Genomic DNA, 21,806 nt, shown 5'->3' on the forward strand with positions numbered 1-21,806 from the left:
TCACTGGATATTGACGTCGACGCTGGCCGGCAGGTCGATGCGCATGAGCGCATCCACCGTCTTCGGCGTCGGGTCGAGGATGTCGATAAGCCGCTTGTGCGTACGCATCTCGAAGTGCTCGCGCGAGTCCTTGTACTTGTGCGGCGAACGGATGACGCAGTACACGTTCTTCTCGGTCGGCAACGGCACCGGCCCGACGACCCGGGCCCCGGTGCGGGTCACCGTTTCGACGATCTTGCGCGCAGACGCATCGATCGCCTCGTGGTCATAGGCCTTGAGCCTGATGCGGATCTTCTGTCCCGCCACGCTAAGTGTCCTTTTCTCCGCTTTCGTCCGTGATCCGGATACCGGCTAGGGCGTCCGTACCACCTTCATTTGCACAGCCCGAACACACGATGACGTCTCAGCCTGGGCGAATCAGGCCCGGAGGAGGCAGCCCGCGTAACTACGCAGGGCCTTCGCCCGGGCAAAATCCGGCACAGTGGAGACCACGATCGAGGCATGCCTCGATCCGCGCCGCTGTTCATCTGTCATGGTTCTCCGGTCCACGCGGTCGGGCGTGTCGCCCCTCCGCTCATTCCTCGGCCCCGGAAGAAAACTTCGATCCTGGCCTTCGGAACTGAGTCCCGGACGTACCCACACCGATGAACGGTGAGGTACTCGCTGGTATTACTCACCCCGCCCGGCCTGGTTGTTTCATGGAAACAACCGCCACCCGGGGCAAGGCAACCCGAACAGTATGCACGAGCCCCCCGAGACGTTTCAAATCGGGGTCGGCCGAGGTCCGGCACTGCGGCGACCATACCGCGCCCCCGCTATCTTACCGATGAGTAAGATAGCGGTATGACGAACGAGACCGGCACCTACCGCGGCTGGCGAAAATTGCCGGACAACCCCTTCGGCCACGGCCTGTTCTCCCTGTCGATGGTCGCCCGGGTGCCGTACTTCGCCACGGTCCTGCCCCGGGTGGTCCGGCTGGAACCCGGCCGGTGCGAGGTCAAGGCCCCGAAATGGTTCGGCGTGCACAACCACCTGGGCACCTTCCACGCCATCGCGGCCTGCAACCTCGCGGAGATCGCGATGGGGATGTTGAGCGAGGCGACAGTCCCCACCACCCATCGCTGGATCCCCAAGGCGATGCAGGTGCAATACCTGACAAAAGCAACCACAGGCCTGCGGGCGGTCGCGGAACTGACGACGGTCCCGGACTTCGCCACGATCACCGAAGGACAGGACCTCACGGTCCCCGTTTCGATCTACGACAAAACCGGCAAGGAAGTAGTACACGCGGACATCACAACCTGGGTCACCCCGAAGAACTGACCGCAGACGCCACACCACCCGATCGGAATCCGCCGACACTCCCCCAGCCACCAGTGATCATCAATACATACGAGCCCGCCTGCGACCAGGACCTCGAATGCCACGCAACCGCATGAGTCGAGTCTTACGAGACACCCCAAAGGGTTGAGGCCGTCTCGCCGTTCAGGCCTCGAAGCGCACGCGCGAAGCGCAAGTCTCGAGGCCTGAACGGCGAGACCTCAGGGCCTCAACCCCCGCGCGCGCCAGCGCGCCAAAAACACAGCCCACCCCATCTGGTAGGAACTGCCCCCAGTTGCTCTCCCCCGCCCCACCCCGTTGAATGCAATACATGGCAGAGAGCGCGGTCGGTGAGTTCGATATCTGTGTCGTCGGGCTGGGCCCCTCCGGGCGGGTGCTCGCCTACCGGTCCGTGGTGGCCGGGCTGCGCGTCGCCGCCGTAGATCCCCGCCCCGGCCGGCTGTGGCCGCCGACCTTTTCCTGTTGGGTCGATGAACTCCCGGACTGGTTGCCGCACAGTGTGATCGCGAGCCGGATTCCCGCGCCGGTTGTCTGGACGACCTCCGAGATCAAGATCGAACGCCCCTACTGTGTGCTGTCGAAACCGCTGCTGCGGGACGCGCTGCCGCTGGATGACGCCCGGGTGTACGCGGGGCGCGCGACCCGGGTGGACGCGCGCGAGGTCGGGCTGGCCGACGGCACCGTGATCCGAGCGGCGGTGGTGGTCGATGCGCGCGGAATGCCGGCGCCCGGCGATCGCCGCGCGGCCAGTGCGCACGGGATCTTCGTGAACGCCGAGACCGCCGCGCCGATGGTCGGTGACGGTGAAGGACTGCTGCTGGATTGGCGGCCGGAGAACGGGGCCGGACCCGATGAGCCGCCGTCGTTCCTGTACTCGGTGCCACTCGGCGACGGCACCGTGATCTTCGAGGAGACCAGCCTCGGGTTGCGGGGCGGGATGCCGCAGCACGAACTCCGCAAACGCACCCTCGCGCGGCTGGCAGCGCACGGTATCGAATTGACCGGCGAGGAGCCGAGCGAGGCCGCGCACTATCCGCTGGACACCCCGCCCCCGAAGAACGGCGTCGGGCGGGCGGTGCCCTACGGGTCCCGGGGCGGGATGATGCATCCCTGCACCGGCTACAGCGTCGCCGATTCGTTCGCGTCCGCCGATACCGCGGTCACCGCGATCCTGGCCGGAGAAGACCCGATCGCCGCGCTGTGGCCGTGGCAGGCCCGCCTCACCTACTGGATGCGGATGCGCGGCCTGTGGGGGCTGGGCCGGCTCACCACCGAACAGTCCATCGCCATGTTCGACTCCTTCTTCTCCGCGTCACCGCGCGGGCAGCGCGCGCTGCTGTCGGCCCATGACGACTACGCGGCGCTGGGAGCAGTGCTGTTCAACACCGTCTCCCGCACCTGGCCGTTCCGCTGGCGTTACGACCTGGTCGGCTGGACCAATCGCGACCGCTGGGTCGGCTACCCGTTCGAACCGGCTACTTCCGGGACCCGATCCGCCGGATCCCGCAAGTAGCCGGCCGACGCGGGGTCAGCCGCTGTTCTCGGCGGCTTTCCGGTAGCCACGGATCGCGGGATAGCCGAACACCAGGACGGTCCCGACCACCCAGAGCAGGGTGTCGCCGAGTGGTTCGGCGACCGGACCGCCGTAGGACAGCCCCTTCATCACCTCGATGGCGCAGCTCATCGGCTGGTTCTCGACTGTCGACCGCAACCAGCTCGGGTAGGCGAACACCGGGACGAACCCGGAGTTGAAGAACAGCAGCAGGTTCGTGACGATCCCGACCAGCTGGACCAGCAGCGGACCCTCGGTGAAGGTCGCCAGCGCGGTGATGAACACCGCGAACGCCATGCCGAACAGGATCGGGATCCCGAAGAGGCCGAGCGCGGCCCACAGCCCCTGATCGAAGCGGAATCCCAGACCGAAGCCCACGGCGACGATGATGATCGTGGTGATCATGATCCGGATCGCCTCCGCGAACAGCCGGCCGGTCAAGCCGGCAGCACGGTGGATCGGCATCGTCCAGAACCGGCCGAGCAGACCGGTGGCCTTCTCGACCTTGAAACCCAGGGCGCTGACCACCGCGCCCGTCATCGCCGCTACCAGAGTGATCATCGGAACTGTGCCGTAGATGGCGGGTTTACCCGTGAAACCGGAGATGGAATCGTCGAGCACGATCCAGAACATCACCAGGGTGAGTGCCGGGTACACGATGGTCTGAATGGTGGTAGCCGGATCGCGCAGCCAGGCCGTCAGCAGGCGTTTGCACTGGATGGAGCTGTGCACCGCCCACACCACCGGCGACCGCTCGGACCGGGCGGTGACCCGCGGCAGGTCGAGCGCGGCGAGATCCACCGGCGGCCCATCGGTCCCCGCGGTTCGTTCGATAACGCTCATGCCGTGTCCTTTGGTCATGAGCGAGGGCCCTCCATGGTCACGCTCCGCTACCGCCTCCGGGCCTGACTCGCTCATGCTGGGTCCTTTGGTCATGAGCGAGGGCCCTCCATGGTCACGCTCCGCTACCGCCTCCGGGCCTGACTCGCTCATGCCCGCCTCACACTCGCCCAGACTCCGAACGGTGTGAACACCACGGCCGCCCCGACGAGCCAGAACAACCCCACTCGAAGCACCTCCCAGGTCACGCCGTCACCGGCCATATCGCGCAGTGCGTAGGCGAACTGGGTGATGGGCTGGTTGCGGACGAACGGGCGGACCCATTCGGGGAATCCGGCCTCGGGCACGAAACCGCACGACATCATGCCGAAGATCAACGTCGGCAGGGTGAGCGCCTGACTCAGCGAGGCCGGGCTCTTGGTCAGACTGCCCAGCCCGTCCGCGCCGATCGCGAGCACCGTTCCGACGGCGACCGCGAAGGCGCAGAATCCCACCGTCTGACCCCATCCCGCGGTGAATTCGAAACCGATGACATGGCCGTAGATCAGAGCCGCGGCGATGGAGATGATCGAGCGCACCAGGCCCGCCGCGATCCGCGAGGTCAACGGCACCAGCAGGCCGACGGGCATCGTCTGCAATCGGGTGCTGAATCCGGTGAGTGCTTCGCCGGCGGCGAGCTGCGCATTGGACATCATGGTGAACGCCATGGTCTGCAACACCACGATCGGCATCACGAACTGCGCGTAGTCGATGCCCTGGAACTGCATCACATAGCGCAGCGGTAGGTAGAAACCGACGGTGAAGACGAGCGGCATCACGATCGCGGCGATCATCTCGCCCTTGGTGAACATGGTCCAGACGACGCGACCGGTCAGCGCCCGCCATTGCGCGAACGAGGACACCCGCCGGTGCGCGACGTCCGCGAACAAGTCGGGGCGCGCCACCGCGGGAGCGCTCACGCGGGAGCCCCCGGCTTATCGGCGCCGCCGGTACGCCCGGTGATGGACAGGAACACATCGTCGAGCGAAGGTCGGCGCAGCGCGATATCGGCCAGCGCGATATCGGCGGCATCCAAGCGCCGCAAAGCCTCGGTCAGGGTCGCGGCGCCGTCCGGGGCCGGAATGGACAGTCGCTCGGAACCGCCCAGGTCGATCGCGTGGGCGGGCGGAACCAGATCCCCCAGCGCGGCGGCGGCCCGGCCCAGCTGGGTCGGATCCAGCGGCACGACTTCGCAGTAACTGCCGCCGGTCTTCTCCTTGAGTTCGTCGGCGGTGCCCTCGGCGATCACCGTGCCCTTGTCGATCACGATGATGTTGTCGGACAACACATCGGCTTCTTCGAGGTACTGGGTGGTGAGCAGCACGGTGATGCCCTGCTCTTTCAACGCACTCACCAGATCCCATACGCCCTGGCGGCTGCGGGGGTCGAGACCGGTGGTCGGTTCGTCGAGGAACACCACCTCCGGCCGGACCACCAGACCACAGGCGATATCCACCCGCCGCCGCATACCGCCGGAATACTGCCGGACCGGACGCCGGCCGGAGGCCACGAGGTCGAATTCGGCGAGCAGCGTATCCGCCCGTCCGCGGGCCGCCGATTTGCCCAGACCCATCAGCCGGCCGAAGAGTTCCAGGTTCTCCCGGCCCGAGAGATTCTCGTCGAGGGCGGCGTACTGACCGGTCATCATGATCGACCGGCGCACCCCGGCCGGATCCTTGCGAATATCGTGACCGGCCACGACGGCGTTTCCCGAATCGGGCCGCAACAGAGTGGAGAGGACCTTCACGCCGGTGGTCTTGCCCGCGCCGTTGGGTCCGAGGATTCCGAGCACGGTGCCGCGGGCGGCCGAGAAACTCACCCCGCGCAGGGCGTGCACGTCACCGAACGATTTGGTGATGTTTTCGACCAGCACCGCGTCGGTGGAAGCGGTACCGGCGGCACCGGAGCCGTTGGTGAGGGCGAACCCGGGAGCCCCCGGTGCGCCGCCGGTCCCGGATTTCGATATGTCCCGGCCGGGCGGGCGGGAATCCACCGAACGAATCGGCGGGGCATTCTCGCCGGCGGTTGTTCCAGCTTCGTTCGAACTCGGCATCAACTCTCCACTATCGGCCTGATGGGCTGCGGGGTGACCGGCGCACAGGTATCCCCCTGAATGATCCCTGGCGCCGGGCGCGATGTTACCGATTCGGAGACGGGGCGCCATTTCCCCGGGCGGGGTCGAACCAATTGTGCCTTTGCTCACAGCAGCGCTGTGGTCGGTCATCCACCCTGGTCGGCGGTGCAAGGACAGTCGAGGGGCAGTACCGGCACCTTGTCGGCGCTACCGCACCACCATAATCTGATTTTCATGGCCGATACCGCGCAGCCCGAGGTGGCGGCGCGTTCGGGAGGATCCGGCCGACCGAGCGTGCTCACATCCCACGACCCCCGGACCGGTGAGGTCGTGGGCAGTTATCCCGTCGCCGGACCCAGCGATCTGGAACGCGCGGTCCACACCGCGCGAACGGTCGAGAACTGGTGGTCGACCGCGGGTTTCGGAACCCGCAGACGGCTTCTGCTGGAGTGGAAACGCGTGATAGCGCGCCGCTCCGCGCAATTGGTGGAGATCCTGCGCGAGGAGACCGGTAAACCCGAGGCCGAGGCCGCGATCGAGGTCATGCTCGCCGTGGAGAACCTGGACTGGGCGGCCCGCAACGCGGACCGGGCGCTGGGCAGGCGTCCACTGGCCTCCAACTGGCTGACCCGTAATCAGCGGGCCTCGGTCGGCTATCTGCCGTTGGGGGTGATCGGCGTGCTGGGCCCCTGGCAGAACCCGGTTTTCACGCCGATGGGTTCGATCGCCTACGCCATGGCCGCGGGTAACACGGTGGTTTTCAAACCGCACGAGGTGACCAGCGGTACCGGACTGTGGCTGGCCGACACCTGGCACGAGGTCATCCCGGACCGGCCCGTCCTCGCGGCGGTCACCGGCGACGATTCCACCGCGGCCGCGCTGTGCCGGTCCGGCGTCGACAAAATCGCCTACGCGGGGCCGGAAGCCGAAGGCCGCGAGGTGATCTCGCTGTGTGCTCAGACCATGACCCCCGTGGTGGTCGAGAACTCCGGTAAGGGCGCGATGATCGTGCACGTCGACGCGAAACTCGACGACGCCGCGGATGCCGCGGTGTTCGGGTCGATGGCCAACGCGGGCCAGAACGCGACCGGCGTCCAGCGGGCCTATGTCGCGGCCTCGGTCTACGAGCAGTTCCTCGGCCTGGTGGTCGACCGGGCACGCGCACTCAAACCCGGCGCGGACCGGCGCTCGTCCTACGGGCCGATGATCCTGGAATCACAGACCGAGGTGGTGCGCAAACAGGTCCGTGACGCCCTGGCGCGCGGCGGGCGCGCGGTGGTCGGCGGACTGGATTCGATTCGCGAACCGTATATCGAGCCGATCGTGCTGGTCGATGTGCCGGAAGAGAGTATCGCCATCACCGAGGAGGGCATCGGTCCGGTCCTGATCGTGAACAAGGTGCGCGATCTCGACGACGCGGTGACCCGGATCAACGACGCCGGGCGCGGTATCGCGGTATCGGTGTTCACCCGCGATATCGCCGAGGTCGAGGTCTATGCCGAACGGCTGCGGGCCGGGGTGGTCACCGTCAATACGGCCACCACCTACGCCAGCATCCCGGCCCTGCCGTTCGGCGGGATCGGCGAATACGGTCAGGGACACAGCCACGGCATACACGGTCTACGCGAATTCAGCCGGACCCTGTCGATCGCGCGCAACCGTTACGGGGAACCGCTGGGCCTGTCCAGCTTCAACCGGAACGGCCGCCGACTCCGCCTGGCACGCACGGTGTTCCGATTCCGGCACGGCTGAACGCGACCCCCGGATTCCTCGTCGCCGGACCGGTTCGGTGTTATCGGTCCGGATCTCCGGCGAGCCGCGCGAGCTCTTCCCATGCCGATGAGGTGATGCCGATCGAGCCGGTGACCAGACTCGGCGGCAGCGCTGGGGTCGGTGCGGTAGTGCCGGTCAGACGTTCGAAGATCCGAGCAGCACGGCCATCATGAGGGCGTGCACCCGGGCCATGTGCCGAGGCCGGGAGTCGAAGCGGATCAACCGGCCCACATCGATGACCTGGCCGATCGCCGAATGCACCCGGAAGCGGGCCTCGATCTGGTCACAGTCGAGCAGGTTGGCCCATTCGTGTACGTTCTGCCGCTGGATCGCACGGAGTTTGTGCTGTTCGGCCGGGGGCAGATTCGGGAATTCCGCGTAGTACACCGGCATGATCTCCGGCATGGTGAAGCTGAGCCGGACGTAACGGTCGGCGATCTTGTCGACCGCGTCGGCGCGCCCGCTCGCCTCGGCCAGCGCCTCGGTGATAGCGAACGCCAGCCGGTCGCCGGTGCGGTGGAAAGCGGCGGCCAGCAGGTCGGATTTGCTGCTGAAGTACCGGTAGACGCTGGAGGCATTGATCCCGACGGCCGCCCCGATCTCCTCGATACTGGCCTCGTGGTAGCCCCGGCGGCCGAAGATCCGGATCGCCTCGGTGAGCAGCTGTTCACGTTTGGAGGTCACCGGCAGCCCGCGCGCGACATTGTTCGGTTCATCGGTCCCGGGTGCGGGCGGCAGCTCGGCGCGCAGGATCGACCAGGCCATATCGCGTAGCAGTGGAAGAAGTTTGGCGCTGGACAGTGCGGTGCGATGTGCCGAGATACTGCCGATCACACTCAGCACGGCGGCAGCCAGCAGAGCGATGTCCTCGGGCGGAGCGCCGGGGCGCAGTTCTTCGATCGGCGCGGCGAAGGTGCTGTTGATCTCGTTGTACAGAGTGCGGATCCGGGCGCGATCGGGCTGCTCGAGATAGCGACCCTCCCACCGGTACAGACCGGCCTCGCGCCGGATCTCGATGGTGTGCTCGGCGACGGCCCGGATGAGGGCGTCGAGGCGGTCGTCCGGACTCGCCCCGGGCTCGTCCGCGGCGCGCGCGGCTTCGAGCAGCTGCCGCGCGCCTTCCTCTGCCGCGGCGACCAACAGGGCGTACTTGTTGGCGAAATGGCGGTACAGTGCGGGACCCGAGATCCCGACCTCGGCGGCGATCTCGTCCACGCCGACCGGATAGTAGCCACGTTCGCTGAAAGCCCGGGCCGCGGCACGCATGATCTGCACCTTGCGGTCCTTGGGGCGGCGCCGCCCGCCCTGGCCGTTGCCACGGTCGGCCGGACGCACGCGCACCGGGTCCACCCGGCTGCTATCCGCGACCATGCCTTCTCCGTTCCGTCGGCGGCGCCGCCAGTGTTGACAGCGCCCGACAAGTCAACCTAAGTTAACCACAATTCGCAACGTTAACCGCTATTCGCCACCCGGTTGGCACCGGACCGCACCCGATGGAGCGCGCATGGTCGACACAGATTCCCCCATACCTTCCCCCGCACCTCCCCCCGCAACACAGCCGACCGGTTTCTCCGCCGTGCAGGACGGCCGGGTACTGCGGGTCACCCTCACCAAGCCCGAACGCAAGAACGCGCTCGACTACGACTCCCTGGTGGCGTTGGGCGATACCTTCCTCGCCGCGGCAGCGGACAAAGCCGTGCGGGTGGTCGTGCTCACCGGTGCGGGTGGCGATTTCTGCACCGGCGCCGACCTCGCGGCCGGCGCCGAGGAAGGTGCCCGCGGTATCACCCCCGACCAGGTGATGGATGCCGCGAACCGGCTCGTCCGCGCCATCGTGGACCTCCCGATACCGGTGATCGTCCGACTACGCGGCGCGACCGCCGGGGTGGGTGTCGGTATCGCGCTGGCCGCCGATCTGGTCTACGCCGAAGCCGACTCCTACCTGCTGCTGGCCTTCATCAATATCGGCCTGATGCCCGACGGCGGAGCCGCCGCCCTGGTCGCCGCGGCGGCCGGTCGCCCGCTGGCGGCTCGGATGGCGCTGCTCGGTGAACGCCTGCCCGCCCCCGCGGCGCATGCCGAGGGGCTGTTCACCGAGGTCCTGGCGAACACAGCGGAACTGGATGCCGCTGTCGAGGCCGCCGCCGAGAAGATCTCGCACGGTCCACGCCGCGCCCTCGAACTCACCAAGAAGGCGCTCAACCGGGCCACCCTGGCCGCGCTGGACTCGGCGCTGGCCGACGAGAAGGCCGGACAGGTCGAGCTGCTGCAATCCCCCGACTTCTTCGAGGGCGCCGGCGCCATGCTCGGCAAACGCAAAGCGGTCTTCACGGAATAGCGGCGCACATCGGCACCCTGCCGAGCAAGCACTAGCGGAGTTGCACGGGAACCATTCGGCCCGAATGATCATCGGGTCGAAAGGTTTCGCCGATGACGCAGGTACTCAGCCGCCGCGCACTCAACCGCGCCACCCTGGAGCGCCAGTTGCTGCTGCGCCGCAGCGAACTATCCGTCGCCGCCGCGGTGGAACATCTGGTCGGGCTCCAGGCGCAGACCCCGCACAGCTGGTACGTGGGCCTGTGGTCACGCCTGGCCGGATTCGTGCCCGGTCGGGCGGCCGATCTGCTGACTGATCGCACCCTGGTCCGGATCGCCCTCATGCGTTCGACGATCCATCTGGTGACCCCGCGTGACGCCCGCGCACTACGGCCCCTGATCCAGCCGGTGCTCGATCGCGACCTGTATCGCAACCACACACACGGCAAACCCGTCGCGGGCATCGAGATGGCGAAGTTGGTCGCCGACGGGATCGAACTGCTCGCGCCCCGACCGTTGACCAACAGACAACTCGGCGAACAGCTGGGTCTGCGCTGGCCGGGCCGCGCCACCGCCTCACTGGTCTACGCCATCCGCAACCAGGCGCCGCTGGTCCAGGTGCCCCCACGCGGAGTCTGGGGCCGCAGCGGGCCCATAGCCCACACAACCCTGGATGCGTGGCTCAGGCCCGCCGACGCCGCTCCTGCGTCGCTCGAGCGGCTGATCCTGCGTTACCTGTCGGCCTTCGGACCGGCCGAGGTGAAAGACGTGCAGATGTGGTCGGGACTGACACGGCTGCGTGAGATCGTCGAGCCGATGCGGCCGGACCTGAGGGTCTTCACCGACGAGGACGGGCGGGAACTGTTCGATCTGCCCGACGCCCCACGCCCCGACCCCGACACACCGGCTCCGCCCCGGTTCCTCTACGACTTCGACAACCTCCTGCTCTCGCACGCGGACCGCAGCCGGGTGATCACCGAGGCACACGGCAGACAGGGCTATCGCACCCAGCGGCCGGCGCCGCAGATCCTGCTCGTCGACGGGTTCACCGCGGGCGACTGGACCGTCGACCGGACCGGCGCGTCGGTGACGATCACCGTGCGCCCCTACGATCGGCCGCTGTCTGCGGGCGATACCGAAGCGGTGGCCGCGGAAGCGAGCGCACTGCTCGGTGTCATCGCCCCCGGCGCCGAGAGCGCCGATATCGTCTTCGCCCCGCCCGGTCGCGGCATCTGATACAGCGGGTTACGAAAACGCCCGTGCCGGGGCGGCACGCGGCCGCCCCGGCACGGGCATGAGAGCGGGCGGGAACTAGATGCCCAGGCCACCGGCCAGAACCGGCCAGGAAGCCCTGAACTCGTCTTCCCAGTAGCCCCACGAGTGGGTGCCCGAATCGCGGAAGTTGAAGGTGGCCGGGATCCCGAGGGAATCCAGCCGGGTCTGCAGGTTGTGGGTGCAGTAGTTGGTGCCCGCCTCGATGACACCGCCGACCAGGATCTGGTTGGCGAGGCCGTAGGCGCCGGGCAGCGTATGCGGGCCGTTCAGGGTGTCCCAGCGGCCGGGCAGACCGTTACCGGTGGAGACGTAGAGACCGAGCCCACGCAGCCCCTCGGCATTGACGAACGGATCGTTCTCGACCCACTCCGGCGAGCCTTCCGGGCCCCACATGTTGTCGGTGTTGCCGCCACCCCACGTGTTGACGGTGAGCTTCACGAACTCCGAACCGACCGGGTCGCTGGTCTGGGCGCAACCGCTGTAGGCGGCGGCCGCCTTGTAGAGACCGGGCTTGGCGATCGGCAGGGCCAGCACCGTGGTGCCCGAGGTCGACAGACCGGCGATGGCGTTCACGCCGTTGGTGCCCAGCGCGCCGTCGACCAGCGGCGGAAGCTCTTCGGTGAAGAAGGTCTTCCACTTGTTGCGGCCCAGAGCCGGGTCGTCCTTGATCCAGTCGGTGTAGTAGCTCCAGGAGCCGCCGACCGGCTGGATGACATTGACGTTCTTGTCGGAGAGGAATTCGAGCGTGTTGGTCTGGGCCTGCCAGGAGGCCGAATCCTCGCCGCCACCCGCGCCGTTGAGCAGGTAGAGGGTGGGGCGGGGCTCGGAAGCATCGGCGGGGCGCTGGACGTCGACGACGATGTCCTTGTCCATGGCCACCGAGTAGACGTAGAGACGCAGACTGCGATCGTCCTTGTACTCGGCCTTGACGATGCGTGACCCGTCGGGCGCGGTGGGGTCGGCCAGCAGGGTTTTGGATTCGATGATCGGGTCGGCCGCGGCGGCGCTACCGCCGCCGAGACCCGTCATCACACCGGTCAGCACTGCTGTGGCCGCGACCATCGCCGCAGCGCGCTTACCGCCGCGCCGGGTGAGTCGACGTATCAATTTCGCACCTTCGCTTCGTCTCGAATTATTATTCGGGCTCTTTCCGCGCCGCAATTACCGGCTCCAGGACCTGAACGCCTCACAGTAACGGGACAGCTGTCGGCCACCCCGGGAGTTCTGTACCTGTAGTCGTACTTTGCGGACATATCGTTACCGTAGCGTTGCCCGAACATCTCGTTCCGGTCGAGCGGATCGTGGCGACTCGATCGCGGCGACTCGATACGAACGCGCGCCCGCTCGGTGACTCGGAGTACTCCGGGCCGCGGTCAATCATGCCCGCCCCGGCGGGACCCGCTCATGAGCGACCCGCCGACCCGTTCGACACGCCCGAGATATTCCAGCACACCGTCCCGGCGGCGAACCAGGTCCCCCGTCCGATACAACCGTTTACCACCACCGGTGGCGACGAACCGCGCGGCCGTCGCCGCGGCGGCGGCGTAATAGCCGCGGGCCAGCTGTGGGCCGCCGATGTACATCTCTCCGACGGCACCCGGCGGGACCGGGCGCAATCGCTCGTCGAGCAGGTACACCCGGTCGTTGGTGACCGGCCGGCCGCCGACCGAGCCCACCGTGATCACGCCGGTCTCGTTGTGGCCGTACCAGATGACCAGTTCCGCGCCGGGCAGCAACGTCATGAACCGTTCCACCCCACCGGGCGGCAGCGCGGCACCGTCCACGACGACCCGGCGCAGGCTCGGATGCGCGGCCCGGCCGCCGCCGTCGGTCACCGAATCGAGGAACCGGTCGAGCAGCGCCGGAACGACATGCACGATCGTCACCCGGTTCGCGGCGATCGAACGGGACAGGTCGGCGGCCCGGCCGGGATGATCGGGCATCAGGATCTGGGCACCGTGGTGCAGTGGCCGGAACAGCTCCCACAGCGTGATATCGGTGACAGTCGGCGCCGCGTGCAGCACCAGATCGGCCGAATCGTAGGGATGGCTGCGCTGCGCTCGCCGCAGCCGTTCGACCAACTGCCGGTGGGTGCTCGTGACACCGGCCGCCCCACCGGGGATGTACCGGATATCGGCGAGGTCGTCGGCGACCACCGGCGGATCGGCGGCGGGGTCCGCGGGCAGGTCCAGATACAGCAGGTCGATCGCGACGACCGAGATACCGGTACCGGTGGTGACTCCCTCGTCCGAGGTGCTCAGCACACAGATCGGTGCCGCCGTGGCCAGCGACTCGTCGAGTTCCCCGGCCGGACGCCCGGGATCGAGCGGTACGTATCCGCCACCGGCGCGCAGTACCGCACAGACCGCGACGACCAGGTCGATTCCGGGACGCATGGCCACAGCGACCAGGGTCTGCGCACCGACACCGAACCGGATCAGCTCCACGGCCAGCGCCCGGGACTTACGGTCCAGTTCGCTGTAGCTGAGCACCCGTGCCCCCTGCCGCACGGCGGGCGCCGTGGGAGTGCGGGTCACCTGTTCGTCGAACAGCGTCAGCAGCGTGCTCTGATCGTCGCGTCCTCCCAGATCGACAACCGGCGACATATAGGCGGTGGTCTCCACATCCGCGATCGGACGCAGGAAGGTGGTCGGTTCCGGATCGGCGGTGAGCTCGGGATCGGCGGTCGACTCCGGCTCGGCGGTCGACTCCGGCTCGGCGGTCGACTCCGGCTCGGCGGTCAGCTCCGGCTCGGCGGTCAACTCCGGATCCGGTGGGGGCGCGGGCCGCGAACGCCTCAGGGTCCAGTCCCGGGGTCCCTCCGTCTCGTCGCGGAGGGGTTGCGGGCGACGCCGCGGCAGCGGGGCCGGAAGCGGCTCCCCCGGAGCTTCCGCCACCGCGTCGCCGCCGGTCTCGCGCTTCGGCAGCGGCGCGCGAACAGGGTCGCGCGTGAGATCGGCATCGGCTTCGACCACGGGCCGGGACCTGCGTCGCGGCAGCGGGGGCGCCGCCGGCTGGGAACCGCCGGCAGCGGGGGCGTCCGGCGCAGGGAAGCCCGAGCCCCGCTGCGGCAGTGGATCCGACGCGAACTCCGATGCGGTCGGAGTGAGGTCGGCATCGGACTGCTCACCGACCCGCGACCGCCGACGCGGCAACGACACCGGTGCCGGATCGGCGGCATCCGGAACCGGCTCCGCGGTCGAGGCGCTGTCGAGCCGAGAACGGCGCCGAGGCAAAATACCCGGCATCGCGGCGGGAGCTTCGGCCGGTTCCGGATCCGTGCCGGACAGCTCCGTTTCCGCGACTTCCCCGGAACGGTTCCGCGGCACCGAGATCGACGAACTGTCGGCGGAATCCTCGGGCACACCGTCCGATACAGATCCACCCGCGTCCTCGAACCGGGAACGAGCCGGCGAAGTCTCGGGGACGGCCCCCGGCACCGGCTCGGCCGTGGTGCCGCTGTCGTATCGCGGCCGACGCCGGGGAAGCGCCGCACGGACTGTCGCAAGTGGTTCCGCGGCGGCCGGCGCGGAATCCGACTCGGGCTCGGGCCGGCGCCGTGGCAGCGAGGCAAGGCCCGGATCCGAGACGGGAGCGGGGGTCGTTTCCGGCCGCGGGCGGCGTTGCGGCAGCGACGGTGTCGCGATCGCATTGTGTCCGGCTGCCTCGCCCGGTCTGCGGTGTGGCAAACCGATCGAAGCGGACGAATCGGCGGCGGAGTCCGCGGACGCAACGGGCGCGGCGGGGGCGGCGGGGGCGCGTTGCGGTAGCGGACCACGGCTCGCCGCGGGACCGGGTGCATCGGTGATCGGGCGCAGCAGTGAGGTGACCTCCGCATCCGGGACCGGATCCGGTTCGAGCGCACGTGCGGGCTCCGGTTCGGGCGCGGGGTTTTCGGGCGCGGGGTTTTCGGCTGCGGGGTTTTCGTGACCGGCTCCCGGGCGCAACCCGTGTTCGGCCAAACCACCCAGTGCGCGGACCCAGTGCTCGGCGAAGGTTTTCACATCCTCGCTGGCGAAGACTTCTGTCGCGTAGTCGAACCGGCACAGCAGGCCGTCGTCGGTGGCGTCGACGGTCAGCATCAGCGGCACTCCGTCGGCCGGGCCGTCGGTATGCACCCGGGCCGGGCGCAGGTCCCGGTAGCGCAGGGTGAACCGGCCCGATTCGGCGGCAGCGAATTCGGCGGTGGTCTCCGGGTTCAGATATCGCAGCAGCGCGTAGCCCGCGCCACCGTCGGGCACCGACCGGTACAGATCGCGGATCTGGACCAGGGCGCTTCCCGCGGCGGCACCGCCGACCAGCGCCTCGGCGGTATCGATATCGGCGAGGCGGACCGAGAGCGGGAATTCGGTCGCGAACCCGCCCACCAGATCGGCAGTTCCGCTGGTGAACGAACGAGCGTCGGCATCACAGCGCACCACGGAGCCGATCGCGCGGGCGACCGTGCCCTGCTCGCCGGTACGCAGAGCGAGGGCTACGGCCGTCAACAGCACTTCGGGCACGGTGGCCCGATAGACGTCGGCCGCGGCGGTGACAGCGGAGGTGCCCTCGGCCGTGATGGCCAGCGAGACCCGGCGCCGGGGCCGCAGATCGGCAGATCGCAGCGGTGCCGCGATCTGCGCGCCGGCCGCATTGCGGCGCCACCAGCCGGACTCGTCGAGCAGTTCGATGGAGCGGGCGCGCGCGTCCAGGGCGTGGACCAACTGCGGCAGTTTGCTCTCCGGCGCGGCCGCGGCGGGATCGGCGGCGGCCCAGCCGGCGATCAGTTCGTCGACGACGATCCGCCACGACCGGTCGTCGACCGCCAGCCCGTTGGCCACCACCACGAGTCGGCGCTCCGGCTCGGCACCGGTGACGACGAAATGGATATTGCGACCGGACACCGGGTCGAGCGCATCGGCCGCGGCCTGCACCACATCGTCGGTGGCGACGGTGTTCTCGCCGGACTCGGGGCCGAGCCACCAGTACTGCCGTTGACCCCGCTGTTCCCGCGGTGGAATCCACAGGATGGCCGGCCGCTCGCCGGCATCGAACCGCGCCGACAGCATCGGATGCCGAACCATCAGCGACCGGACCGCCGTCTCGGTTCGGCTCAGCGGACGGTCGGCGGGCAGTTCGAGCACGATCGACCGGATCTCGACACCGGGGACGGGATTGTCCAGCAGCCGCGCCGCTGTCGGAGTCGCGGGAAGTTCCCCGGTGGTCTCCGCAGCGGTAGCGGTGAACGGTTCCGGTGCGGGGCCGGCGGACAGACCGGTCGAAGAGGCAGCGGCGGGTAGCGGATCCGCCACCGGCGGAACGGATTCCGCAGTGTGCGGGGGGAGGTCGAGTTCGGCGGAAACGTCTCCGGCCCACGGACCCGGATCCGGAGGCAGCGGCGCGACACTGTCGGGATCCGGCAGCTGTGCGCGGTCCGGCACGCCGGTGCCGGACCGCGGGATCCGGTCGACCGCCCGGAACGCCGCGGGCACCAGCTGGCGCGGCACCGTCCGAGCGAGTGCGTCGCGGATTCCGATGAGATCGGGTTCGGTCCCGGCCTGCTCGGGCACCACATAGGCGACCAGGCGCGCACCGGGACGCGCGGCCGACGATACGGCCGGACCCGAGGTGCGGGTGAGCACCGCAGCCTCGGCGATACCGGGCAGGGCGCGCAGCGCGGCCGCGACGGCGGCGGGCCGGACCCGATGACCCCGGTAGCCGAATTGATCGTCGGTACGGCCCAGATGATCCAGGCGCTGCGGCGTGGTGGCGGTGGCCTCGTGCCACTGCACCACATCCCCGGTCCGGTACATCCGCTGGCCGTACCCGAAGGGGTTGGCCACGAAACGGTCCGCGCTCACACCGGATCGGCCGGCATACCCGCGAGCGAGCTGGTCACCGGCCAGGTACAGCTCACCGGGTACACCGGGCGGGACCGGGCGCAGTCGCGAATCCAGTACATACACCCGGGTGTTCCACTGCGGCAATCCGATCGGGACCGACCGTTCCGGAGATCCGGCGGCGGGCCACGAGGTCACGGAAACCGCGGTCTCGCAGGTCCCGTACAGGTTCTGTGCCCGCGCACCGCAACGCTGCCGCAACGCTGCCGCAGCTGCCGGCGCCAAGGGCCCACCGGTGACGAAGACCTCGCGCAGACTGCGCACCGGGCCCGGATCGGCATGGCCGGCGAAGGCGGCGAGTTCATCGGGTCCGAAATCGGTGACCGTGACCGCGCGCGCGGCGATCGCTTCCGCGATCTGCTCTGGATCCTGGATTCCGGCCGGGGCCAGCGCCAGTTCCGCGCCCGCCCGCAGCGGCAGGAAGGTTCCCCACAGCGAGGTGTCCCGCGTCGGCGGGTTCCGCTGGAGATAGACGTCGGTGAAACCCATCGGGTACTGGGCGAGCATCAGCGTGATCTGGTTGTTGATCGCGCTGTGCGAGAGAACGGCCAGCTCCGGTCCGTCCGGCGAAACCGATGCGCACAGCAGATAGGCGGTGTTACCCGGCAGCACCCGGCGGATCAGTTCCTCGGGGCGGACCGGATCGGCGGAGTATCCGGCGAGGTCCGCGGCGTCGAGCACGAGAACCGGTGGTGCCGGTTGCCTCCCGGTCGCTTTCAGGGCTGCCGCCAGTCGCGGTTCGTCCGATCGGCCCACCAGGACACAGGTGGGTCGCGCGGTCTCGAGCAGTTGCGCGTTCCAGTCGGCCGGATCGTCCGGGTCCAGCGGCAGGCAGGCCCCGCCGGCGGTCAGCACCGCGTAGATCGCCACCAGCAGCTCGGAAGAGTTGCGGACCGCCACACCCACCGGGGCTTCGGTGCCGACCCCGGACGCGATCAACCGCCGGGCCAACCGGTTGACCCGGGCATCGAACTGCTGGTATGTCAGCTCGGATTCCGCGTCGGCCACCGCCACCGTATCGGGACGGGTGGCGACGGTGCGGCGGTAACCGTCGAGCAGCAGATCGGACGCCACCGGGTACCGGGTGTCGTTCCAGACCACCAGCAACCGGTCGAGATCGGCCCGCGACAGCAGATCGATATCCCCGACCGGACCATCGGGATCACCACCCGCGACACTGAGCACCCGCTGCAACCGGTGCGCGAATTCGGCGACAGCGGCGGCATCGAACCGATCGGCGACATAGTGGAAGGCAGCCGCGATGCCGTCCGGTGAGCCGTCGGGCGCGCGATGCGGGTCGATGACCAGCCGGAGCAGGCACTCCGTGGACGAGCTCGCGATATCGATCGGCTCGGTGGACAGGCTCGGCATCTCCAGCCGCGGAACATCGTTGTGCCGCAGCGAGATGGCCATATCGAACAGCGGCGCACCGCCGCCGATCGCCGCGTCGAGGATCTCGAAAGGCAGATCGGCGTGGGCGAAGGCGGCCCGATCGGATTCCGCGACCCGCGCGATCAGGTCCAGGAAGGATTCGGCCGGGTCGATCCGGGTGCGCAGCACCACGGTATTGGCGTAGGGCCCGATCGCGTCGTCGAGTTCATGTTCGTCGTGACCACGCACCGAGCTGCCGAGCACGATATCGGTGACCGCGGCCGAGCGGGCCAGCAGCACCGCGAACGCCGCGCGGACCACGATGAACTCCGAGACCTCCCCCCGGCGGGCGATATCGGCGATTCGGCGATGGGTCCGGGTACTGATCTCGAAACCGTGCACCCCGTGACCGGCCGCCCCGGCGTGCGAAACCGCGGCCGGGATCTCCAGCCGCGGCGGCAGCCCGGCCAGGTATTCCCGCCAGAACACCAGCCGCCGCGCGGCGAGCGATTCCGGGTCGGTGACCTCGCCGAGGTCGGCTCGCCGGCTCAGGAAGTAGTCCAGGTACTGCACCGACAGCGGTTGCCACAGTGGGCGTGACCGATTGCGCCGGCCCAAGAACGCTCGCAACAGATCCCGCAGCAGCAACCCGGCCGACATCTCATCGGCGAGGATCCGGTGCACGACCACGGCGACCACATGCTCCCGGGCGCCGGTTTCGGCCAGCGCGAACCGGACCGGCACCTGTTCGGGGTCGGCGACGTCGAAGTCGGTCCGCGACAACGCGGCCAGCCAATCCGCCAGCTCGGTGGAGCCGACCGGTTCGGCCACTACTTCCGGCACGGCCTGTTCCCGCGGCAGCACCACCTGATGCGGCCCGCCACCGACCTCCGGATAGACGGTGCGCAACGTTTCGTGCCGGTCGACCACATCGGCGACGGCGGCCTGCATGGCCGTCGCATCGAGAGTGCCGGTCAGCGTCATCGCGGCGGTGACGGTGTCGGAAGCTTCGTCGGGTGTGAACCGGTTGCGTTCCCACAACCGCAACTGCCCCGGTGAGAGCGGTATGAGCTCGGGGCGTTGTAGCGGAACCGGGCTTTCGCTCGGTGCCGGTGGCGGTTCCGGCGCCGGGGGTTCGGTCGGCTCGGTCCGGACGCCGAGGGAACTCGGCCACAGGGGGCTGGGGGAATCGGTTCTCCGAGCACCGAACGGGAAGTCCGAGCCGTGTGATTCCTCCGGGCGCACCGCGGGCCTCGGCGCCCGGCCCGTCGCCGTCCGCGGCGAGACCGGAGTGGCCGGGGTGTTCTCGTAGAACGCCAGTGCGTCACCACCGGCCGACGGCAGCGAACCCCCGCGGGCGGTCTGTGGGTCGGTCGGCGAAACCAACTGATAGCCGCCGCTGAGCCAGGATTCGGCAGCGGCATCCTGCGACTGCTTCGCGTCCGGTTCCACAGCGGCGGGCGCGGGCGGCGCCGATGGTTCCGCGGTCCGGGCACCCCGTCCGCCCAGCGGAGACTGCCGGTCCGGCATCTCCAGATAACCGCGACCGGGCAGCTCCATATCGCGTTGTTCGGAAGCCAGACGGCTGTCGGTCACTGGACGCGCGGCCGCCGTATCGGGTCGGCCGGATTCCGGACGGCCGTAGCCGGCGAAAGAATCCTCGCCGGCCGACGGCTCCGGTTCCGCGGCAGCGGGGCTCGGCCGACCGGCCGGTGTCTCGCGGATCGGCAGGCTCTGTTCGAAATCGAGCGGTGGTTCGGCCGCAGCGGCGGCCGGCTCATCGGCGGGTGTGTCTTCGGTGCCGTGAACAGTTCCGGCCGGCCAGGAGGGGGTCCCCGGCTGCGGGGCCGGCAGTTCGATCCGCCCCATATATTCCATCTCGCCGTCGCCGGCGCGACGCACCAGGTCACCGGTGCGGAAGAGCCGGGAACCGTCGTCGGCGTACGGGTCCGCGATCAGCAGTTGTGCGGTCAGTCCGGGTCGGCGGTGATAGCCGCGCGCCAGCTGCGGTCCGCCGAGGTAGAGCTCGCCCGTCTCGCCGTCGGGCACCTGCGCGAGTCGTTCGTCGAGGATATGGGCGGTTACGCCGCGGATCGGGGCGCCGATGGTCGCGGGCCCGCCGGGTGTCAGTGCGGTGCTGATGCTGGTCATGACAGTGGACTCGGCCGGACCGTAACCCTGATACAGAACCCTGGTCGAACCCGCCCTGACGGGAATCGCCCAGCGCGACACCAGCTCGGGTGGGCACGGCCGGCGACCGGTGATCACCACGCCCAGCTCGTCGAGGCCCGATGGATCGATCACCTCCAACGCGTCGGGAGTCAGATAGGCATGAGTGGCCCCGGTGCGGCGCAGCAGTTCGGTCAGTTCGTCCGCCGTGGACACCAGCGGCGACACCACCACCATGGTCGCGGCGCCACCGAGCGCGAGCAGCAGTTCCAGGACCGACGAATCCGACGGGAGCGGCGCGAAGTTCAGGGTGCGGTCCTCGGGTTCGACCCGGTAACGGCCCTGCTGTTCGGAACACAGACCGGACAGACCGGCCTGGGTCACGACGACGCCGTCCGGTGAGGACTCCGCGTCGCTGGCATAGCTGACGTAGGCGGGATGCTCGGCCCGCAGCGGCCGGATCCGATCGGCGTAGGTGACGGGCTCGGCGGAGAACTGTTCCAGCGCACGGGCGGCGCCGACCGTATCGACCTGCAGCCATTCGATCTCGTCGGGAAGCTCGTTGCGGACCCAGGACACCGCCAGCCCGTAGACGGCACCGATGTCGACCAGCAGATGTGCGATCCAGTTCGGTGGATAGGCGGGATCGATCGGTACGAAACCCGCACCCGTCTTGGCGACCGCCCAAACCGCCAGCACCGCGTCCAGCGAACGCGGGATGGCCACGGCCACCAGATCCTCCGGACCGATACCGCGCGCCATGAGCGATCTGGCCAACCGGCTCGACCATGCGTCCAGATCGGCGTAGCTGACCTGTTCCAGCGGGCCGGTGCCGTCGGCGAGGACCAGCGCCGCACCGTCGGGATTGGTCTCGACAGCGTTCGCGATCAGCTGCGGAAGGGTGGTCACGCGGGGACGCCGGGTTCGGTGGGGCCGGGTCCGGACTGGCCGCGTCATACCGACTTCGCCCTCCGAAGATGGTCACACCGCTGACCGACTACCGCATCCATCTGTCCGCCTCGCCTGCCTATCGCACTTCACCGCCGCGCCGTGGCCGTCGCCGTGGCTTGGACAGCAGCCTGCCACAATGCGCCGGTACCCGGTATGGCACCCGGCAGGTTACCGGGCGGGGACGCACACAGCTACACCCCGCGGAAGCCGGACCCTGTCCGATACC

Annotated in this window: 12 protein-coding genes; 5 read left to right on the top strand and 7 right to left on the bottom strand. The window is 68.9% G+C overall.

Annotated elements, in window-relative coordinates:
* Window positions 1-306 carry a 30S ribosomal protein S10 gene (rpsJ, locus tag OG405_RS22445; RefSeq protein ID WP_003938093.1) on the bottom strand — a complete coding sequence of 102 codons (306 nt, stop codon included), beginning with the start codon at window positions 304-306 and terminating at the stop codon, window positions 1-3.
* 537 nt (window positions 307-843) lie between these two features.
* On the opposite strand from rpsJ, the gene OG405_RS22450 reads away from it, so the two are divergent.
* Together OG405_RS22450 and OG405_RS22455 are read left to right on the top strand one after the other, a co-directional pair.
* Complete coding sequence (locus OG405_RS22450; protein ID WP_327148433.1) at window positions 844-1,323, top strand: hotdog fold domain-containing protein; 480 nt, start codon at window positions 844-846, stop codon at window positions 1,321-1,323.
* Window positions 1,324-1,651: 328 nt separating this feature from the next.
* Window positions 1,652-2,854: a lycopene cyclase family protein gene (locus OG405_RS22455; RefSeq protein WP_327148434.1), complete on the top strand. Its 1,203-nt coding sequence runs from the start codon at window positions 1,652-1,654 to the stop codon at window positions 2,852-2,854.
* A 15-nt stretch (window positions 2,855-2,869) separates the two neighbouring features.
* Here the strand turns inward: OG405_RS22455 and OG405_RS22460 are convergent, their stop codons facing one another.
* The 3 genes from OG405_RS22460 to OG405_RS22470 all read right to left on the bottom strand — a co-directional run bounded on the left by OG405_RS22460 (window position 2,870) and on the right by OG405_RS22470 (window position 5,825).
* Window positions 2,870-3,736 carry an ABC transporter permease gene (locus OG405_RS22460; protein WP_442790780.1) on the bottom strand — a complete coding sequence of 289 codons (867 nt, stop codon included), beginning with the start codon at window positions 3,734-3,736 and terminating at the stop codon, window positions 2,870-2,872.
* 146 nt (window positions 3,737-3,882) lie between these two features.
* On the bottom strand, window positions 3,883-4,692 hold the full coding sequence (locus OG405_RS22465; RefSeq protein WP_327148436.1) for an ABC transporter permease: 810 nt from the start codon (window positions 4,690-4,692) through the stop codon (window positions 3,883-3,885).
* The gene (locus OG405_RS22470; protein ID WP_327148437.1) at window positions 4,689-5,825 is read right to left on the bottom strand and encodes an ATP-binding cassette domain-containing protein; all 1,137 of its coding nucleotides are present in this window, start codon (window positions 5,823-5,825) and stop codon (window positions 4,689-4,691) included. The genes OG405_RS22465 and OG405_RS22470 overlap by 4 nt, the downstream gene beginning before the upstream one ends.
* Window positions 5,826-6,080: 255 nt before the next feature.
* Between OG405_RS22470 and OG405_RS22475 the strand changes: the two genes are divergently transcribed.
* Entirely contained in the window at window positions 6,081-7,598 is a 1,518-nt protein-coding gene (locus tag OG405_RS22475; protein ID WP_327148438.1) for an aldehyde dehydrogenase family protein, read from the top strand.
* A gap of 156 nt (window positions 7,599-7,754) precedes the next feature.
* Here the strand turns inward: OG405_RS22475 and OG405_RS22480 are convergent, their stop codons facing one another.
* Window positions 7,755-8,990 (bottom strand): TetR/AcrR family transcriptional regulator, encoded by a 1,236-nt coding sequence (locus OG405_RS22480; protein WP_327148439.1) that lies wholly within the window; start codon window positions 8,988-8,990, stop codon window positions 7,755-7,757.
* A gap of 133 nt (window positions 8,991-9,123) precedes the next feature.
* Here OG405_RS22480 and OG405_RS22485 point away from each other — a divergent pair, with 133 nt between their 5' ends.
* Window positions 9,124-9,957, top strand: coding sequence for an enoyl-CoA hydratase-related protein (locus tag OG405_RS22485; protein WP_327148440.1), 834 nt, complete (start codon window positions 9,124-9,126; stop codon window positions 9,955-9,957).
* Between the two features lie 92 nt (window positions 9,958-10,049).
* Window positions 10,050-11,171 carry a winged helix DNA-binding domain-containing protein gene (locus OG405_RS22490; protein ID WP_327148441.1) on the top strand — a complete coding sequence of 374 codons (1,122 nt, stop codon included), beginning with the start codon at window positions 10,050-10,052 and terminating at the stop codon, window positions 11,169-11,171.
* A 75-nt stretch (window positions 11,172-11,246) separates the two neighbouring features.
* Here the strand turns inward: OG405_RS22490 and OG405_RS22495 are convergent, their stop codons facing one another.
* Together OG405_RS22495 and OG405_RS22500 are read right to left on the bottom strand one after the other, a co-directional pair.
* A complete protein-coding gene (locus OG405_RS22495; protein WP_442790781.1) occupies window positions 11,247-12,272 on the bottom strand; it encodes an alpha/beta hydrolase in 1,026 nt (341 codons plus the stop codon).
* Between the two features lie 311 nt (window positions 12,273-12,583).
* On the bottom strand, window positions 12,584-21,538 hold the full coding sequence (locus OG405_RS22500; protein ID WP_327148442.1) for an AMP-binding protein: 8,955 nt from the start codon (window positions 21,536-21,538) through the stop codon (window positions 12,584-12,586).
* Window positions 21,539-21,806: the final 268 nt, after the last annotated feature.

Origin of the sequence: Nocardia sp. NBC_01329 (genome assembly GCF_035956715.1) — a bacterium.
Classification (GTDB): domain Bacteria; phylum Actinomycetota; class Actinomycetes; order Mycobacteriales; family Mycobacteriaceae; genus Nocardia.